General features: G+C 66.8%; 14 protein-coding genes. 8 read left to right on the top strand and 6 right to left on the bottom strand.

All coding sequences use genetic code 11. The features are described from left to right. Position 1 precedes the first annotated feature (1 nt). Positions 2-904, bottom strand: coding sequence for a diacylglycerol kinase family protein (locus F1C58_RS11545; protein WP_185201251.1), 903 nt, complete (start codon positions 902-904; stop codon positions 2-4). Positions 905-993: 89 nt separating this feature from the next. Here F1C58_RS11545 and F1C58_RS11550 point away from each other — a divergent pair, with 89 nt between their 5' ends. Then, positions 994-1632 carry an MBL fold metallo-hydrolase gene (locus tag F1C58_RS11550; RefSeq protein ID WP_185201252.1) on the top strand — a complete coding sequence of 213 codons (639 nt, stop codon included), beginning with the start codon at positions 994-996 and terminating at the stop codon, positions 1630-1632. A 5-nt stretch (positions 1633-1637) separates the two neighbouring features. Here the strand turns inward: F1C58_RS11550 and epsC are convergent, their stop codons facing one another. Further along, the gene (gene epsC / locus F1C58_RS11555) at positions 1638-2168 is read right to left on the bottom strand and encodes a serine O-acetyltransferase EpsC (protein ID WP_370543653.1); all 531 of its coding nucleotides are present in this window, start codon (positions 2166-2168) and stop codon (positions 1638-1640) included. Positions 2169-2205: 37 nt separating this feature from the next. Beyond that, on the bottom strand, positions 2206-3144 hold the full coding sequence (cysK, locus tag F1C58_RS11560; protein WP_185201254.1) for a cysteine synthase A: 939 nt from the start codon (positions 3142-3144) through the stop codon (positions 2206-2208). Between the two features lie 318 nt (positions 3145-3462). Here cysK and F1C58_RS11565 point away from each other — a divergent pair, with 318 nt between their 5' ends. Beyond that, positions 3463-4632, top strand: a complete 1170-nt coding sequence (locus F1C58_RS11565; RefSeq protein ID WP_185201255.1) for a thiolase family protein — start codon at positions 3463-3465, stop codon at positions 4630-4632. Here F1C58_RS11565 and F1C58_RS11570 read toward each other — a convergent pair. Next, on the bottom strand, positions 4629-5846 hold the full coding sequence (locus F1C58_RS11570) for a CdaR family transcriptional regulator (protein ID WP_185201256.1): 1218 nt from the start codon (positions 5844-5846) through the stop codon (positions 4629-4631). The two genes, F1C58_RS11565 and F1C58_RS11570, sit on opposite strands and share 4 nt — an antisense overlap. A 168-nt stretch (positions 5847-6014) precedes the next feature. On the opposite strand from F1C58_RS11570, the gene F1C58_RS11575 reads away from it, so the two are divergent. The 3 genes from F1C58_RS11575 (at position 6015) to F1C58_RS11585 (ending at position 11048) form a co-directional block, all read left to right on the top strand. After that, positions 6015-7775, top strand: coding sequence for an aldehyde dehydrogenase family protein (locus tag F1C58_RS11575; RefSeq protein WP_185201257.1), 1761 nt, complete (start codon positions 6015-6017; stop codon positions 7773-7775). A gap of 61 nt (positions 7776-7836) precedes the next feature. Beyond that, complete coding sequence (locus F1C58_RS11580; RefSeq protein WP_185201258.1) at positions 7837-9426, top strand: AMP-binding protein; 1590 nt, start codon at positions 7837-7839, stop codon at positions 9424-9426. Beyond that, entirely contained in the window at positions 9423-11048 is a 1626-nt protein-coding gene (locus tag F1C58_RS11585) for a GMC family oxidoreductase (RefSeq protein ID WP_185201259.1), read from the top strand. Before F1C58_RS11580 ends, F1C58_RS11585 begins: the two co-directional genes overlap by 4 nt. Before the next feature lie 135 nt (positions 11049-11183). On the opposite strand, the gene F1C58_RS11590 is transcribed toward F1C58_RS11585, so the two are convergent. Then, positions 11184-12086, bottom strand: coding sequence for a LysR substrate-binding domain-containing protein (locus F1C58_RS11590; protein ID WP_185201260.1), 903 nt, complete (start codon positions 12084-12086; stop codon positions 11184-11186). A 110-nt stretch (positions 12087-12196) separates the two neighbouring features. Here F1C58_RS11590 and F1C58_RS11595 point away from each other — a divergent pair, with 110 nt between their 5' ends. From F1C58_RS11595 to F1C58_RS11605, 3 genes are all read left to right on the top strand, one after another. After that, positions 12197-15592 (top strand): bifunctional proline dehydrogenase/L-glutamate gamma-semialdehyde dehydrogenase, encoded by a 3396-nt coding sequence (locus tag F1C58_RS11595; protein ID WP_255461081.1) that lies wholly within the window; start codon positions 12197-12199, stop codon positions 15590-15592. Between the two features lie 119 nt (positions 15593-15711). Continuing rightward, entirely contained in the window at positions 15712-16065 is a 354-nt protein-coding gene (locus F1C58_RS11600) for a hypothetical protein (RefSeq protein ID WP_219731968.1), read from the top strand. Positions 16066-16107: 42 nt separating this feature from the next. Then, on the top strand, positions 16108-16881 hold the full coding sequence (locus F1C58_RS11605) for a GAF domain-containing protein (protein WP_185201262.1): 774 nt from the start codon (positions 16108-16110) through the stop codon (positions 16879-16881). Positions 16882-16897: 16 nt separating this feature from the next. Here F1C58_RS11605 and glpK read toward each other — a convergent pair whose 3' ends face one another. Then, on the bottom strand, positions 16898-18406 hold the full coding sequence (gene glpK, locus F1C58_RS11610) for a glycerol kinase GlpK (protein ID WP_185204122.1): 1509 nt from the start codon (positions 18404-18406) through the stop codon (positions 16898-16900). Positions 18407-18473: the final 67 nt, after the last annotated feature.

Here is an 18473-nt window from a genome sequence, read left to right on the forward strand (position 1 = left end):
GTCAGGGTGCGAGGATCCGCAGGGCGCCCGGCACGACTTCGATCTCGAGGGGCAGAGGCCCGACTCGTTCTCCGTCGGCGTAGGCGACCACGCCATCCGCTTCGATCGTCACGCGCTGGGCCCGACGGATCGAGACCCGCGGATCGCTCACGTGCGTTCCCTTGAAAACTCGAGGGAAGATGCCGAGGAAGGCGGTGCGCGACAGCGGTTCGACCACACACACGTCGAGCAGCCCGTCGTCGAGGAGCGCGTCGGGCGTGATCAGCATCCCGCCGCCGAAGGACGTGTTGTTGGCGATCGACACCAGAGTGCCGGCAGTGTTCCACTCGACCCCGTCGAGCACGAGACGGTACGTCGTGGGGCGGAGGGTCGCGAGTTCCCGCAAGAGCGCGAGGTTGTAGCGACTCTTGCCGCGGGGCCAGCGCCACAGGTTGGCGCGTTCGTTCACCAGGGCGTCGAACCCGGCGGAGAGCACTCCGGCGAACCAGCAATCCGGCTCGCCCGAGCCCCGCACGAGCACCGCGTCGATCACACGTGGCTCGCGGCCGAGCGCGACGAGCAGGACGTCGATGGCGGCATCCGTCTCGCCGATGGGAATCTTGAGGCCGCGAGAGACGTCGTTTCCGGTGCCGGAGGGCACGATTCCGAGGGGGATGGCGGTTGCGGCGACCAGGTTCGTGCCCAGGCTGACCATGCCATCACCGCCCACGACGACCAGGGCGTCCGGCGCGAGGGCGATCGCCTTCTCGGCCTCCCGCCGCAGATCAGCGAAGGTGGGTTCGCTCAGGGCGGTCACCCGGTGACCGGCACCTCGCAACGCCTGCACGACCGCGGGGCCGACCGAACGGCCCTTGCCGAACGACGCCGACGGATTGATGGCGACGACGACGCGCAAGCCCGTCACGAGAGCGGCGCCGGTGTCGTCATCAGCCCAGTATGTCGGATGCCGTGGGGAACATCCCGAGGCGCACTTGTGCGAGTACAGTCTGGAAAATGCGCGTAACCAAACAAGAACATGCCTGCCTCATTCTCGAATCCGCGGGCAAGACGCTCGTCATCGACCCCGGAGTCTTCACCACCGCCTTAGTCGGCCTCAGCGACGTCGTCGCCATCGTGATCACCCACGAACACGGTGACCACTGGACCGCAGACCAGCTCACCCGCATCCTCGACCGCAATCCCGACGCGAAACTGTATGGCCCGGAGGGGGTCGCGGTCGCCGCGACCGATTTCGACATCACCGTCGTGAAGGACGGCGACGTGATCGATGCGGATCCGTTCTCGCTGCGATTCTTCGGCGAGAAGCACGCCGTGATCCACTCCTCGATCCCGATCGTCGACAACGTCGGAGTGCTCGTGAACGACTCCCTGTACTACCCGGGTGACTCCTTCACCGTGCCGGAAGGCATCGAGGTCGACGCTCTCGCGGCACCGGTCGGTGCGCCCTGGCTCAAGATCGGCGAGGCCATCGACTTCGTGCTCGCCGTGCGGCCGCGCCGCGCTTTCGCCACCCATGAGATGGTGTTGTCGACGGCAGGCAAGGGCATGGGCGGGGATCGCCTCAAGTGGGCGGTGGAGCAGGGCGGCGGAGAGTACGTCGCGCTCGAGCCGGGTGACGCTCTCGACCTGTAGCGGAGTCAGATGTAGATCGCGGGGTCGGTGAAGGTCTCGTCGACCGGAGTGGCGACGCGCGGGCGCACCCGCGCCGGGATGCCGGTGAGGACGGAGCTCGGCGGAGCATCGGTCACCACCACGGCGTTCGCACCGATGATCGAGTCGTGACCGATAGTGACCGGCCCGAGAACGCTCGCACCCGCCCCGATGGTGACCCGATCACCGATCGTCGGATGCCGGCGCTCGCGCACTGAGCTGGTGCCGCCGAGGGTGACCCCGTGGTACAGCAACACGTCGTCCCCGACGACCGCCGTCTCGCCGATGACCACCCCCATGCCGTGGTCGATGAAGAGTCGACGACCGATGGTCGCGCCGGGGTGGATCTCCACCCCGGTGAGCGAACGAACCAGTTGCGAGTAGATACGGGCGGCGAGAAACCAGCGCCACAGCCAGAGCCGATGAGCGACGCGGTATCCCCAGACGGCATGGAGCCCCGAGTAGGCGAGAAACACCTCGGCGCTCGACCGCGCCGCCGGATCCTTCAGCCGAGCCATCCGCACGTCTTCCCGAACGCCCCCGAAAGGCACCCGGTCAGTCCGCGAGATCTTCGTACAAGACCGTCGAGAGGTAGCGCTCGCCGAAGCTGGCGACGATGACGACGATGGTCTTGCCGGCATTCTCCGGGCGGGCCGCGACCTCGAGGGCCGCCTGCACCGTCGCTCCGGACGAGATCCCGGCCAGGATGCCCTCCTCCGCGGCAAGTCGGCGAGCCATCGCCACCGACTGGGCGATATCGATGTCGATGATCTCGTCGTAGACCTCACGGTCGAGGATCTCCGGAACGAAGTTCGCCCCGATCCCCTGGATCTTGTGCGGACCGGGCGCTCCCCCATTGAGGATCGGGGACTCGGCCGGCTCGACACCGATGACCACGAGGTCCGGCTTCTGCTCCTTGAGGTATCCGCCCGTTCCGGTGATGGTTCCGCCGGTGCCGATACCCGACACGAAGATGTCGACAGCGCCCTCGGTGTCGTTCCAGATCTCGGGGCCGGTGGTGGCACGGTGGATGGCGGGGTTCGCCGCGTTGGCGAACTGCTTGGCGTAGACGGCGCCGGGGGTGTTCGCCACGATCTCGGCAGCCCGATCGACGGCGGCCTGCATACCGCCGGGGCCGGGGGTGAGAACGAGTTCCGCGCCGTACGCGCGCAGGATCATCCGCCGCTCCTTGCTCATGGATTCCGGCATCGTCAGGATCACCTTGTAACCACGGGCCGCGCCGACCATCGCGAGGGCAATGCCGGTGTTGCCGCTCGTGCTCTCCACGATCGTGCCGCCGGGCTTCAGCTCGCCGGAGGCCTCTGCCGCGTCAACGATGGCGATGCCGAGGCGGTCCTTGACGCTCGCGGAGGGGTTGTAGAACTCGAGTTTCGCGAGCACCGTGGCGCCGAGGCCCTCGGCGACCTTGTTCAGGCGCACCAGCGGGGTGTTTCCGAAGATCTCGGTGATGTCGTTGTAGATGCGTTGCGGCATGGGCTGCGCTTTCTGTTCCAGGCCATACGGCAGTTGCCTGTCGACGACGATTTTCGAGTACCACGGTGTCAACGCCTTCGGGGCGAAATCCTTCCCGATTATGGCCCGAAATGGCCGAGATTTCGGTGAAAGTTACGGGTTGCGACTGCCGGTGTGCCCCGTGGGGAGGAGAAGCGCGGCGCGGTCGATCGTCGTTCGCCGACCTAGAGCGCACGGTCCACCCGTCGGGCGCGCCCTGCCCGACGGTGGCGAGAAGCGCGCAAGACTTCCCCCCGCACGCGTGCCTAAGCTGGAGGGACCCCAGACAAGGAAGTCCCCATGAACAACTCCGCAGTGATCGTCGACGTCATCCGCACCCCGTCCGGTCGCGGCAAGCCGGGCGGTTCGCTCAGCGGGGTTCATCCCGTGGATCTGCTCGCCACAACTCTGCGTGCCCTCGTCGAACGCAACGGTGTCGACCCCGCCACCGTCGACGACGTGATCGGCGGATGCGTCGCGCAGGCCGGCAAGCAGACCTACAACGTGACCCGCAACGCCGTGCTGGGCGCCGGGTTCCCCGATCACGTTCCCGCCGTCACCATCGACCGCCAGTGCGGATCGAGCCAGCAGGCGGCGGTGTTCGCCGCCCAGGGCATCATGACCGGCAATTACGACATCGCCATCGCCTGCGGAGTCGAGTCGATGAGCAGCGCGCCGATCGGCTACTCGATCATGGGCGAAGACATCTACGGAGAACAGGTTGCCGCGCGCTACCCCGAGGGTCTCGTCGGGCAGGGGATCTCTGCAGAACTCATCACGAGCAAGTGGGGATTCTCCCGTGCGCAGCTCGACGACTTCTCGGCGCGCTCGCACCAGCTCGCCGCCGAAGCGACTGCCGGCGGCTTCTTCGCCAACGAACTCATCGCCGTCGGCGACGTCACCACCGACGAGACCGTTCGCCCCACCACGACCGCCGAGGGCCTGGCCGGTCTGAAGCCGGCCTTCTACACCGAGCGTTTCGCGGAGCGGTTCCCCGAAATCGGCTGGAACATCACCCCGGGCAACTCCTCGCCGCTCACCGACGCGGCCGCGGCGACGCTCATCATGAGCGAATCGAAGGCGGCAGAGCTCGGGTTGAAGCCCCGCGCCCGCTTCCACAGCTTCGCCGTGACCGGCAGCGATCCCCTGTTCATGCTCACCGGGGTCATCCCTGCGACGGCGAAGGTACTCTCCAAGGCCGGTCTCACCGTCGACGACATCGACGCCTTCGAGGTGAATGAAGCCTTCGCCCCGGTTCCACTGGCCTGGCTCGCCGAGACGGGAGCGGATGCCGCGAAGCTCAACCCCCGCGGGGGTGCGATCGCCCTCGGGCACGCGCTCGGGGCATCCGGTGCACGCCTGCTCGCCACGATGGTGAATCACCTCGAGGCCACCGAGGGCCGTTACGGCCTGCAGGTGATGTGCGAGGGCGGTGGCATGGCGAACGCCACGATCATCGAGCGACTCTAGGCGCGGACACCGCCGAGTCGAACCGCTCGCAGTGCCGCGTACAACTCGGAGGCCTCGGCCGGGCGCGCCACTGAGCGTCCGGTGAGCTCGGCAATGCGGCCGAGACGGTAGAGCACGGTGTTGCGGTGGCAGTGCATCCTTTTGCCTGCATCGGAGGTCGACCCCTCGGCGTCGAACCAGGCTTCGAGGGTGTCGAGCAACACGGCACCATCGGTGCAGTCCGGGCCGAACAGCCGACCGAAGACGCTGTCCCGCAGCTCGGCACCGTAGCCGGGTTGCGCCACGAGGAGCAGGTCGAGGGGGGCCGATCCGTAGCGGTGGATCCCCACGCCCGGGGAGGCGATGCACTCGACAGACATCCGCGCCTGGTCGACGGCACCCGGGGAGGCCGAGAGCTGGGTGAAGGTTCTGCTGACACCGACCCTGGAGGTTGCTGCCGCCGCCACGATGGAAACGGCACGGTCGATCTCCGCGTGCCGCGGCACTCCGACGAGGCCGACGTATTCGCCTTTCCAGGCGGTCCAGGCAGACGAAATCCCGACGGCGCTCAGTCGACCGTGCACTTCCGGCACCGGATCCGCGCCACTGCTGCTGCGCTCGGCCGCGATCACCAGGTAGCGGGCGTGCTCCGGCAGCTCGAGCGCACGGAGCAGCCGACCGACCTCCCCGGGAGTCGCGCTCCCATCGAGCAGGCTCAGCAGCATGACGCTGCGCGCCTGCTCGTCGCGGCGGTCCCGCTCGTCGACGAAGGCCCGGTAGGACTCCGCGGCCGCGCCGGAGAAGAGGTCGATGATTCCCCAGACATCCGAGGAGAGGTGCAGCAGCGTCTCGGCCCGCTGGCTGCCGACCGACCTCGCCATCATCTCGTCCCACAGCTGCAATCCGGCGAGCCGGTACGCGTGAAGGAGACTCGCCATCGGGATGCCGTGCTCGGCTTTGATGCGACCGGCCCGACGAGGAGCGGCAAGCGAGTCCGTCGCGCCGGCGAGAGTGGCGAGCAGTGCGGCGATGTTCTCCCTCACGATCGACTGCAGGAGCTCCCGCGGCATCGGATTCTCGGCGTACTCGTTCTCCCCCGCGATGATCTGGTCGACTACGCCGTCGGTGATCGGCCCGACGGCGTCCACGAGCTCTAGGAAGAAGTCGGCGGATTCGGCGTGCGCCGCCCGGTGCTCCGGCGCGATCACTCGCCGCGCATGCTGATCGATGGACATGGGGGGACTGTAGCGCCGTATTGTGCGAGCGCACAATGGTATTCAGGGAACAGACGGCGTTCGCCTATCGCACTCGGGGGGTTAGTGGGCGATACTGAAATCTCCTTGGTGAGGCGTGGTCGGTTCGACTATGCCCGTGACCAAGACGGCAGCGATCAAAGGAGATTGATGACCACCACAGACCCGACCGTGCCCGCCACGGCCGCTCCCGCCTCCCCGTCACTCGACGCGGAGGTTCGCGCCGAACTGGATGCAGCGGTGAGCCAGCTCGCCGAGGGCGAGTCCCGCTGGGCGAAGATGCCGATCCCGGCTCGCATCGCCCTGCTCGGCAAGGTCCATTCCACCGTCGCCGCCGCCGCAGACCAGTGGGTCGATGCCGCCGTGCGCACCAAGAATCTTGATCCGGACTCGGCCTACGTCGGTGAGGAATGGATCTCCGGACCGTACATCGTGCTCTCCTCACTCCTCGCCCTCCAACACACTCTCGGTGCCATCGCGCAGGGAAAGAGCCCCATCGCGGATGCAAAGCTCGGCAGCGCCCCGGGCGGGCGCGTGAGCGTTCCAGTGCTGCCCGCCAACCCCTACGAGGCGCTGCTGCTCCACGGCTTCAGCGCAGAAGTGTGGATGAAGCCGGGCGATTCCGAGAAGGCGGTGCGCGCCTCGGCCGGTCTCGGAGCCCGCACGCCGACGGAGACCGACGGTGTCGGCCTGGTGCTCGGCGCCGGCAACATCACGTCGATCCCACCGCTGGATGTGCTCTACGAGCTCATCGCCCACAATCGCGTCGCCCTGCTCAAGCTCAACCCGGTGATGGATCGGATGCTCGCGCCGTACTCGGCCGCGTTCAAACCGCTTATCGACCTCGGCCTGCTGCGCATCGTGACCGGTGCCGGAGATGTCGGCGGCTACCTCGCCAACCATCCCGGCATCTCGCACGTGCATATCACCGGCAGCGCAGCGACCCACGATGTGATCGTGTGGGGCACCGGACCGGGTGCGGCCACGCGCCGCGCCGCGGGAACCCCCCTTCTGACGAAACCCATCACGAGCGAGCTGGGTGGCGTCGCGCCGATCATCGTTCTCCCGGGAGCGTGGTCGAAGGCCGACCTCCGGTACCAGGCAGAGCATGTGGTCACTCAGCGGCTGCACAACGGCGGCTACAACTGCATCGCCGGCCAAATCGTGGTGCTCAGCTCGCAATGGCCGCAGCGCAAGGCCTTCCTCGCCGAGCTCCGCAGCGCCCTCGCCCGCACCCCCGACCGTGCCCCGTGGTACCCGGGCAGCGACGTTCGCGTCGGCCAGGCATCCACCTCCTACCCGGCAGCCGAGAAGTTCGGAGCGAGCGGCGGTCGACTCCTCGTCGACATCCACGCCGACGACGACGCCTCGACGCTGCTCACCACCGAATACTTCTCCCCGGTGCTCGGAGTCATCGAACTCCCGGGCACCGGCCAGGCGTTCCTCGACACGGCGGTCGATACGGTGAACCGCGACTTCGTCGGCACGCTCGGGGCCAACATCCTCGGCATGCCGAGCACCATCAAGAGCCTCGGTGCCGGATTCGAGAACGCCCTCGCGAAGCTCGACTACGGAACGATCGCGGTCAACACCTGGACCGCCCTCGGCTTCCTCACGCCGGGAGCCCCCTGGGGCGCATTTCCCGGGCACAGCCTCGACCACGTGCAGAGCGGCATCGGGGTCGTTCACAATGCGCTGCTTCTCTCCGAGACCGAGAAGACGATCGCCCGAGGTCCATTCCGTCCGTTCCCGCGGTCTGCTCTCCACGGTGAGTTCGCCCTGTTCCCGAAACCCCCGTGGTTCGTGACCGCCCGCAGTGCGAAGAAGACGGGGCGTCTGCTGGCCGGATTCGCTGCGGCGCCCTCGTGGCTCAAGATGCCGGCGATATTCATCTCCGCATTCAGAGCCTGACCGGGTAGGTTTTTCGCAACGCTCACCCGCACCATCCACCACACGATCAAAGGAGATTCACGTGGTTTTTCGAGGACCCCTGCCCGATGTCGAGATCCCGAACCTCAGCATCTACGACTTCCTGTTCGCGAGCATCGATGAGGCCGATCTCGACCGCATCGCCATCGTGGATGGCGGGTCCGGAGCGGAGACGAGCTATCGTCAGCTGATCGGCCAGATCGACCTCGTTGCGGGCGCCCTCGCGGCCCGTGGCATCGGACTCGGGGATGTGGTGGCGCTGCACTCCCCCAACGTGCCGGCCTTTGCCGCGGTGTTCCACGGCATCCTGCGGTCGGGAGCCACAGCCACCACCGTCAACGGGCTCTACACCGGGGAGGAGATGGGCACGCAGCTCGTCGACTCGAAGGCGCGATTCCTGTTCACCGTCTCGCCGCTTCTCGCCTCCGCGCGGGACGCGGCATCACGGGCGGGCATCGCCGACAACCAGGTAATCGTGCTGGACGGAGCCGAGGGTTTCGCCTCGCTGCGCGACCTGATGATGGAGAACAATCCGGCGCCGGCCGTGAGCTTCGACCCTGCCGAGCAGATCGCGGTGCTGCCGTACTCCTCCGGCACCACCGGGCGGCCGAAAGGGGTGATCCTCACCGATCGCAACCTGGTGGCGAATGTCGCTCAATCCCTTCCACTGCTCGGGGCGGATGCCGATGCCCGCGTACTCGCGGTGCTTCCGTTCTTCCACATCTACGGCATGACCGTGCTGCTCAACATGGCATTCCGCAGTCGGGCACGACTGGTGACGATGCCGCGATTCGACCTCGCGGAGTTCCTGCGCATCATCCAGGACTTCCGCATCAACTGGGCGTTCATCGCGCCCCCGATCGCGGTGGCTCTGGCGAAGCATCCGCTCATCGACCAGTACGACCTCTCGAGCATGGAGGTCATCGTCTCCGGCGCCGCGCCCTTCGACGGCGCACTCGGCAAGGCGGTGGCGGATCGCCTCGGGTGCCTGGTGCGTCAGGGGTACGGCATGAGCGAAATGAGCCCGGTGTCTCACAGCATCCCGGTGAGCCGGGCGGACATCCCCCTCAGTTCGGTGGGGATCACCCTGCCGAACATCGAGTGCAAGCTCATCGACCCGGCAACAGGTGACGAGATCGAGATGCCCGCTGAAGGCACGAGTGCGCCCGGAGAGTTGCTCTGTCGCGGCCCGAACATCATGCGTGGCTACCTCGGCAACGACGAGGCCACGCGCGCCACCATCGACGACGACGGGTTCCTCCACACGGGTGACATCGCGACGGTGTCGTCAGAGGGCATCGTGTCGATCGTCGACCGGCTGAAGGAACTCATCAAGTACAAGGGCTATCAGGTGGCTCCGGCGGAGCTCGAGGCGCTTCTGCTCACCCACGCCAGCATTGCCGATGCCGCAGTGGTCGGCGCCCACGATGCCGAGGGAGAAGAGGTGCCGAAGGCATTCGTCGTGGTGCAGCCGGGCGCCGAGATCACCTCAGAAGAGGTGATGGCCTTTATCGCCGAGCACGTGGCCCCGCACAAGAAGATCCGCCAGGTTGCTTTCATCGACACGATTCCGAAGTCCACCTCTGGCAAGATCCTGCGCAAGGATCTCCGCAGCCTCGAGGTGCGCGCGTGAGCGCAGACACCGAGTTCGATTTCGTCGTGGTCGGCGCCGGGGCATCCGGGGCGGCATTGGCGGCACGGCTCACCGAAGACGGCACCCGCTCGGTGCTGTTACTCGAGGCCGGCCCCGTCGACAAGAAGACGGAGGTGCACATCCCCGCCGCATTCTCGGCGCTCTTCCGTTCGGAACTGGACTGGAACTACGACACGACCCCCCAGCCGCAGCTCTCCGGTCGCACGATCTACTGGCCGAGAGGCAGGATGCTCGGAGGATCATCGTCGATCAACGCCATGATGTGGGTGCGCGGATTCGCTGCCGACTATGACGGCTGGGCGCAGACCGCCGGGCCGGGATGGTCGTATGCGGCACTGCTGCCGTACTTCCGGAGTGTCGAGCGGGTCGAGGGGAACACGGATCCCGACCAGGGATCCGGGGGTGCCATCAGCATCGAGCACCAGCGCAGCCCTCGGTCGCACACGGCGACCTTCCTGAAGGCCGTCGTGCAGGCGGGGTATTCGCTCGTCGCACCGAACTCCGCGCGGCCGGACGGCTTCAGCCAGACCATGGTGAGCCAGAGGAAAGGCAAGCGATTCTCCAGTGCGGACGGCTACCTGGTGCCCGCGAAGGATCGACCGAATCTCACGGTGCGAACCGGAGCGCAGGCCACCCGGGTGCTGTTCGACGGCACCCGCGCCATCGGCGTGGAGTACGTTCTCGACGGCCTGACCACTCGAGCACTGGCGCGTCACGAGGTGGTGCTCTGCGGCGGGGCGGTGAACACCCCGCAGCTCCTGATGCTTTCGGGGATCGGCGCGAAGTCGCAGCTCGAGAAGCACGGGATCCCGGTGCTGGTCGACTCACCGGAGGTCGGCGAGAATCTGCGCGACCATCTGCTCTCGGGGCTCATCGTCGAGACCTCGGGCGACACCCTCTTCTCCGCGAAGAAGGCACCGGAACTGGTGAACTTCCTCGCCAGGGGGAGGGGCATGCTCACCTCGAATGTCGCGGAGGCGTACGGCTTCGTGCGTTCGGATCCCGCCATGGAACTCCCCGACATCGAGATCATCTTCGCCCCGGTCGCCTTCATCGGCGAAGGTCTCGTCCCCGCCCCGGCCCACGCGATCACCATCGGAGCCATTCTCCTCACGCCCCAGAGCACGGGAACGATCACCCTCGCCTCTGCCGACCCGCTGGAGAAGGCGATCATCGATCCGCGCTACCTCAGTGACGCGGCGGGCAGCGACCGGGCGCGGCTGATCGCCGGCCTCGGAATCTGCGAGGACATCCTGCAGGCGCCCGCACTGAAGACGACCACCGGACCGCACTTCCTTGCTCCGGAGGGAACGGATGCCCTCGAGCGCGCCGAGCGGGACACCGTCGCGCTCGAAACGGCCGCCCACACGCTGTACCACCCGGTCGGCACGGCCCGCATGGGCACGGACGAGGCCTCCGTCGTCGACGAAGAGCTTCGGGTGCGCGGGGTGGAGGGTCTTCGCGTCGCGGACGCCTCGGTGATGCCCGACATCATCCGCGGCCACACCCAGGCCGTGTCGATGGTGATCGGCGAGAAGGCGGCCGACCTGCTGTTGCAGTCAGCGAAGTCGGGTTCGCTGGCTGCGACGTCACTCCGCTGACCCGGCGGCACCCAACACCTCACCTGAAGCGCAGGAGATTCGCCATCGAAAGCGCCTTCCGGCCGCGATCGACGGCATTTCGGGGCGAATCTCCTGCGTTTTCGGCACGGGGGCCCGATACGGAGCGTCCGCGGGTCAGCCGGCGACCCGGCGCACCGCTCGGTCGAGTACCGCGCGCATCGCCACGATCGCGGGCCTCGTGCTACTCGCCTCGCGCACCGAGGTGAAGATAGTGCGCTGCGGATGTTCCGGCAACAGCAGCAGTTGAGCCGAGGTCCCCCGGCCGATCCAGACCAGGTCGGGGAGGAGGGCGACGGCATTCCCCGACTCGACGAGACGGATGTGCGACTGCAGGTCCGCCGTCTCGAACCGCACATCGGGTTCGAACCCGGCGCGGCGACAGGCCTGCTCGGCCCAGTGCCGGGAGGCTGTTCCGCGGGGTTCCATCACCCAGGCGGCATCCGCTGCCCCTTCGATGGAGGCAGGATGCAGCCGCCCGCGGTCGGTCGGCGGCGTGGCGAGGCGGATCGCATCGGTCGTGAGGGTGCGCCGATCGAGTTCCGGATGCCGCGGGGCCGCGTGGCCCGGGTATTGCTCGGCTATCACGAGGTCGAAGTCCCGCGCCCAGGTCTCCCGCAGGGCCGACTCCGGCTCGCGCTGCACCATCTCCACCCGCACCTCGGGATGCTCCGACTCCATGATGGCGAGCGCATCGGGCATGATCGCGAGCGCTGCCGACTGGAAGACCGCCACGCGCACGGTGCCGGTGATCGTCGTGAGGGAGGAGGCGAGCTCGGCTTCGGCACGTTCGAGCGTGCGCAGCACCTCCGCCGTGTGACTCACCAGGATCTCGGCGGCCGGCGTGAGCACCACGCGGCGGCCTGACGATCGCAGCAGCTCGACACCGACATCCTTCTCCAGCTGGCTCAGCTGCTGGGACACCGCGGAGGGGCTGAAATTAAGTGCTTCCGCGACCCCCGCGAGGGTTCCACGGATCTGGAGTTCGCGCAGAAGCCGCAGCCGGCGCACATCCAGCATCGGGTCTCCCATCAATCATTTGCGCTTAAGAATACTCGTCAGAAACGGTCGCTTTACCTAACTGGATGCCGCGATAAATACTGAGATCAGATCACCCCGAAAGGATTCCCGTGACCGACACCGCCACGTCCACCTCTCTCGACGACGCCCTCTCCCCCGAGCTTGCGGAGCGCTGTGTCGCGCTCGTGCGCCGGTGGCTCGAAGAGGGTGCACAGGCGCCGGTCAATGCCTCCGCGCAGCGCCTCGCCGGAGTGCTGAAGGACCCACAGGGGCTCGACTTCACGGTGGGCTTCGTCGACGGTGTCATCCGCCCGGAGGATCTGACGGTCGCGGCGCGCAACCTCGCCGCGCTCGCGCCGCGTGTGCCTGCCTTCCTTCCCGGCTACCTGAGGGCGGCGGTGCGTCTCGGTGGTGTCTTCGCGCCGGTACTACCCGGCATCGTCGTTCCCCTCGCCCGTCGGGTGTTGCGAGGCATGGTCGGCCATCTCATCGTGGATGCCACACCTCGACGTCTCGGCGCGGCGATCGGCTCTCTCCGAGCCGGCGGAGCGAAACTCAACGTCAATCTCCTCGGCGAAGCGGTGCTCGGCGAACGAGAAGCCGCTCGCCGCCTGGCCGGCACCCATGCGCTGCTGGCGCGAGACGACGTCGACTACGTCTCGATCAAGGTCTCTTCCACCGTCGCCCCGCACTCGCCCTGGGCATTCGAGGCGGATGTCGAGCACGTGGTCGCGAGCCTCACCCCGTTGTTCGAACGAGCGGCCTCCTCGACCCCGGCCAAGTTCATCAACCTCGACATGGAGGAATACAAAGATCTCGACCTCACGGTCGCCGTCTTCACCCGCATTCTCGACCAGCCACGCTTTGCCAAGCTCGAGGCGGGAATCGTGCTTCAGGCCTACCTGCCCGACGCGCTCTCCGCGATGGTGACCCTCGCCGACTGGGCCGCGCGGCGCCGCGCCGCCGGGGGCGCTTCGATAAAGGTGCGCCTCGTCAAGGGCGCCAACCTGCCGATGGAGCAGGTCGAGTCGTCGCTTCGCGGTTGGCCGCTCGCCACCTGGTCCACGAAGAAAGACACCGACACCAACTACAAGCGCATCCTCGACTACGCCCTGCGGCCTGACCGAATCGATGCGCTGCACCTCGGCGTCGCCGGCCACAACCTCTTCGACGTGGCCTACGCCTGGCTCCTCGCGGAGCAGCGTGGTGTGCAACACGGCATCGAGTTCGAGATGCTGCTCGGCATGGCCACCGGCCAGGCGGAGGCCGTGAAGAAAGATGTCGGCGGCCTCCTGCTGTACACCCCGGTGGTGCACCCCCAGGAGTTCGACGTCGCGATCGCCTACCTGATCCGCCGACTCGAGGAGGGGGCCAGCCAGGACAACTTCATGTCGGCGGTCTTCGAACTCTCCAGCAACGAGGCGCTGTTCGAGCGGGAGAAGCAACGCTTTCTCGCCTCGCTCGCCCAGCTCGACCGCGGCATCCCGCTTCCTCGCCGCACCCAGGATCGCGCCGTCGCCGAGGTCGCGCCGCGCGACCGCTTCGAGAACACTGCCGACACCGACCCCTCGCTTCCGGCGAACCGCGCCTGGAGTGCCGCAATCATCGCGCGCGTGCCAGGTTCGAGCCTCGGCGTCGAGGCGGTCACATCCTCGTCGATCACCGACGCAGAGGAGCTCGACCGCCTGATCGCACGCACCTCAGCGGCAGGCGCGGCGTGGGGCGCCCGACCGGCGGCGGAGCGTGCCGCCATCCTGCACCGTGCCGGAGACGCTCTCAGTGCTCGACGTGCGGAACTGCTCGAGGTGATGGCGAGTGAAGCCGGCAAGACCATCGACCAGGGCGATCCCGAGGTCAGCGAAGCCATCGACTTCGCCCACTATTACGCCGAACTCGCCCGCGGCCTCGAGACCGTGGATGGCGCGAGCTTCGTGCCCTCGAAGCTGACGGTCGTGACGCCGCCGTGGAACTTCCCGGTCGCCATTCCCGCGGGCTCGACCCTTGCAGCCCTCGCCGCCGGAAGTGCCGTCATCCTCAAACCCGCAGCGCTCTCGGCCCGCTGCGGCGCCGTGCTGGCCGAAGCCCTGTGGGAGGGCGGTGTGCCGCGCGAGGTGCTGCAACTCGTGCAGTTGAGCGAGCGCGATCTCGGCACGAACCTGGTCTCTCATCCGTCGGTCGACCGGGTGATCCTCACCGGCGGCTACGAGACAGCCGAGCTCTTCCGGTCATTCCGCCCCGACCTCCCGCTGCTCGCCGAGACGAGCGGCAAGAACGCGATCATCGTCACGCCGAGCGCGGATCTCGACCTCGCCGTGAAGGATGTCGTCTCGTCTGCCTTCGGTCACGCCGGCCAAAAGTGCTCTGCCGCCTCGCTCGTGATCCTGGTCGGATCGGTCGCCGAATCCGCCCGCTTCACCAATCAGCTTCGTGATGCGGTCGCTTCGCTCAAGGTCGGCTACCCCTCCGACGCGGCAACGCAGATGGGGCCGCTCATCGAGCCCGCCACGGGCAAGCTGCTCGGCGCCCTGACCACTCTCGGTGAGGGAGAAACCTGGATGGTCGAGCCGCGCAAGCTGGACGAGCACGGCCAGCTCTGGACGCCCGGGGTGCGCGGCGGGGTACGGCGCGGGTCCGCGTTCCACCAGACCGAGTACTTCGGTCCGGTGCTCGGCGTGATGACCGCCTCCACGCTGACCGAGGCTATCGCCATGCAGAACGAGACCGACTTCGGTCTCACCGCGGGCATCCACTCTCTCGACTCCACCGAGCTCGCCCTCTGGCTCGACACCGTGCAGGCGGGCAACCTCTATGTGAACCGCGGAATCACCGGGGCCATCGTGCAGCGCCAGCCCTTCGGCGGCTGGAAGAGGTCCTCGGTGGGTGCCGGCACCAAGGCCGGCGGACCGAACTACCTTGTGGGTCTCGGATCCTGGGTCCCGGCGCATCACTCCGCGGCCGGCGAAGCGATCACCCACCCCGCCGTGAAGGCACTCCTCGCGGTCGACGACTCGCTGTCCGGAGCCTTCGGCAGCGATGCCGCGGCCTGGAACACCGTCTTCGGCCTGACCGAGGATGTCTCCGCCCTGGCGGCCGAGCGCAATGTGTTCCGCTATCTCCCTGTGCCGGTGACCATCCGACTGAGCGACGGTGCGCCCCTCAGCGAACTGCTTCGGGTCGTGGGTGCCGGCCTGCTCGCGGGATCTCGCCTGACCGTCTCGAGCTCCGCGACGAGCGAGGCGCTCGCCGACCTCCCGATGGTCGTCGAGGACGACACGGCCTGGCTCTCCCGGCTCCCCTCCCTCGAGACCGGCCGCATCCGCCTCATCGGCGGAGATCCGGTGGCTCTGGCCGTGGCGATCGGCGGCAGGCCGGATGTCGCGGTCTACAGTGGCCCGGTGACGCCAGCCGGTCGCATCGAACTGCTGCCGTTCCTTCGTGAGCAGGCGGTGAGCATCACCGCGCACCGCTTCGGAACCCCCAATCACCTGACAGACTCACTCGTCTGAGTGCTTTTGGCCCTCGTTCGGGGCACAGAGAGTAGGCTCTTCCGAACGGTGCGTGACAGCGCCGCGGGCAATCGCCCGGTCTGGGGGCCGAAATGATTCTTCATGTCGTGAATTCGGTGATGCGCCCATTGATCGCCTTGTGGTTGCGCCAGTCTGTCAACTCCTGGGAGCGTTCTCCTTCGCCCGTCGACTCTCCGACAGTGCACGGAGCCGGCGTGGATCCCGTGCGAGTGCTCCTGAGCGGTACGGGAATTGCTGCGGGCTACGGCACTGTGACGCACGACCTCGCCTTCGCCGGACAGCTCGCCCGTCGGCTCGCGGTACTGAGCGGTCGGGGCGTCGACCTCGAGATTCGCGTGTCCACCACCATGACGGCCAAGGCCTGCGCCGTCACGCTGTCGGAACTCACTCTCGACCGCTTCGACGCGATCGTCCTGGTGGTCGGGGCGGTCGAAGCCTTCGAACTGAGGTAGACCACGTCGTGGCGAAGAGATATCCGGGAACTTCTCGAGATCGTGCGCAGCAGGTCCGCGGCCGGAACTGAGATCTTCATCGTCTCGATGCCGATAATCGGCTCGGCGACACTTTTCCCCCGCACGTTCAATGCCTTCGTGCAGCGCCAGTCTCGTCAATTCACGGCGGTCACCGCGGAACTCGTGTCGGATGACCCACATTCGACTGTCATCGGTCTCGACGACTTCGAGACCCTCCGCTCAACCGGCACGACCGCTGCGGAACGCTGGGCGTCACTTGCCGCCCCGCTCATGAGTGAGGTGCTTCGCAGGCCCGGTGCGGTTCGACATGAAGCCGTGGTGGTCGACGAGAGGGAGCGGCAACTGTCGCTCGACTCCCTGGCTATCCTCGACACCGAACCCGACGAGGCATTCAACCTGATCGCTTCGATCGCCCGCGACCTCTTCGATGTGCCGATGGCCGCGATCACCTTCATCGACGACACCAGGCAGTGGACGAAGTCTGCCGTCGGATTCATCGGCTCCGTCATTCCTCGCCAGGAAGCCTTCTGCAACGTCACGATCGACGAACCACGACACTTCGTGATCGAGGACACGCGAGACGACGCGCGATTCGCCGACGGTCCCCACGTCACCGGGCCGGGCGGCGTGAAATTCTACGCCGGGTACCCGATCGAAGCGCCCGACGGCCACCGCGTCGGCGCCCTCTGCGTGATGGATGATGCACCGCGGCGCTTCAGCGACGCCGAGGCCGCGCTCCTCAGGAACCTCGCCCTGCGCGTGCAGGAACTGCTCTGGGTCGGAGCGCGGCCGTAGTCGCGTTTGTCAGCAATCAGACGTCGTCGTCGACCCAGTCGAAGGTTTTGGTGACGGCTTTTTTCCAGAGGCGGATTTGGCGGTCGCGTTCGTCGGTGTCCATGTTGGGGGTCCAGCGGGAGTCTTCCTGCCAGTTGGCCCGCAACTCGTCGAGGTCGGACCAGAACCCGGTCGCAAGGCCCGCCGCGTACGCGGCTCCGAGGGCGGTGGTTTCCGCGACGACGGGACGCACGACCGGGACTCCGAGGATGTCGGCCTGGAACTGCATGAGCGTGTTGTTCGCGATCATGCCGCCGTCGACTTTCAGCTCGGTCAGGTCCACGCCCGAGTCGGCGTTGACGGCGTCCAATACTTCGCGGGTTTGGAACGCGGTGGCCTCTAACGCGGCGCGGGCGATGTGTCCCTTGTTCACATACCGGGTCATGCCCACCAACGCGCCACGCGCATCGGAACGCCAGTACGGGGCGAACAGGCCCGAGAACGCGGGCACGAAATACACCCCACCGTTATCGTCGACAGTTTTGGCCAGGTCCTCGATCTCGGGGGCCGTTTTGATCAGGCCGAGGTTGTCGCGCAGCCACTGCACCAACGACCCGGTGACGGCGATCGAACCCTCCAACGCGTAGTGCGGTTTCGCATCCCCCAACTTGTATCCGAGGGTGGTCAGCAGTCCGTTCTTGGAATGGACGATCTCCTCCCCGGTGTTGAAGATGAGGAAGTTGCCGGTGCCGTAGGTGTTCTTCGACTCCCCGGCATCGAACGCGGCCTGCCCGAAGGTGGCCGCCTGCTGGTCGCCCAGAATCCCCGCCACCGGAACCTCCCGCAACAGGGACGATTCCGACACCATCCCGTACACCTCGGAAGAGGACCGGATCTCCGGCAGCATCGACACCGGAACCCCGAAGTCGGCCAGGATCGACTCATCCCAGGCCAGGGTCTCCAAATCCATGAACAGGGTCCGCGACGCGTTGGTCACATCGGTGGCATGAACACCACCCTCGATTCCGCCGGTCAAATTCCACAACACCCACGAATCGGTGGTACCGAACAGCAGGTCCCCGGCGTCCGCCTTCTCCCGTGCCCCCTCGACGTTCTCCAAAATCCACACGATCTTCGTGCCAGAGAAATACGTCGCGAGCGGCAGGCCGACCTTCTGCTTGTACCGATCGACATCCCCATCCGCCAACCGATCCACGATCGACTGAGTGCGGGTGTCCTGCCACACGATCGCGTTATACACCGGAACCCCGGTGGTCTTATCCCACACCACCGCAGTCTCCCGCTGGTTCGTGATCCCCACAGCGGTGATGTTATGCCGGGTGATATTCGCCTTCGACAAAGCCTGCCCGATCACCTCACGCGTGTTATCCCAGATCTCCTTCGGATCATGCTCCACCCACCCCGCCCGCGGAAAAATCTGCTCATGCTCCAACTGACCCGACGAAACAATCGAGCCCGAATGATCAAAAATGATGGCGCGAGTACTCGTCGTACCCTGGTCGATCGACAAAATGTAATCAGTCATGAGAAATAACTCCTTTGTTATCGAACGCGGTGTATCGATAGGCAACCCCGAGGGCTGTCGGCGGCAG

This window comes from Glaciihabitans sp. INWT7 (assembly GCF_014217685.1).
Taxonomy (GTDB): Bacteria; Actinomycetota; Actinomycetes; order Actinomycetales; family Microbacteriaceae; genus Lacisediminihabitans.

Coding starts and splice junctions, on each gene's coding strand:
- F1C58_RS11550 (WP_185201252.1), top strand. CDS start 994: ATGCGCGTAACCAAACAAGAACATGCCTGCCTCATTCTCGAATCCGCG.
- epsC (WP_370543653.1), bottom strand. CDS start 2,168: ATGGCTCGGCTGAAGGATCCGGCGGCGCGGTCGAGCGCCGAGGTGTTT.
- cysK (WP_185201254.1), bottom strand. CDS start 3,144: ATGCCGCAACGCATCTACAACGACATCACCGAGATCTTCGGAAACACC.
- F1C58_RS11565 (WP_185201255.1), top strand. CDS start 3,463: ATGAACAACTCCGCAGTGATCGTCGACGTCATCCGCACCCCGTCCGGT.
- F1C58_RS11570 (WP_185201256.1), bottom strand. CDS start 5,846: ATGTCCATCGATCAGCATGCGCGGCGAGTGATCGCGCCGGAGCACCGG.
- F1C58_RS11575 (WP_185201257.1), top strand. CDS start 6,015: ATGACCACCACAGACCCGACCGTGCCCGCCACGGCCGCTCCCGCCTCC.
- F1C58_RS11590 (WP_185201260.1), bottom strand. CDS start 12,086: ATGCTGGATGTGCGCCGGCTGCGGCTTCTGCGCGAACTCCAGATCCGT.
- F1C58_RS11600 (WP_219731968.1), top strand. CDS start 15,712: ATGCGCCCATTGATCGCCTTGTGGTTGCGCCAGTCTGTCAACTCCTGG.
- glpK (WP_185204122.1), bottom strand. CDS start 18,406: ATGACTGATTACATTTTGTCGATCGACCAGGGTACGACGAGTACTCGC.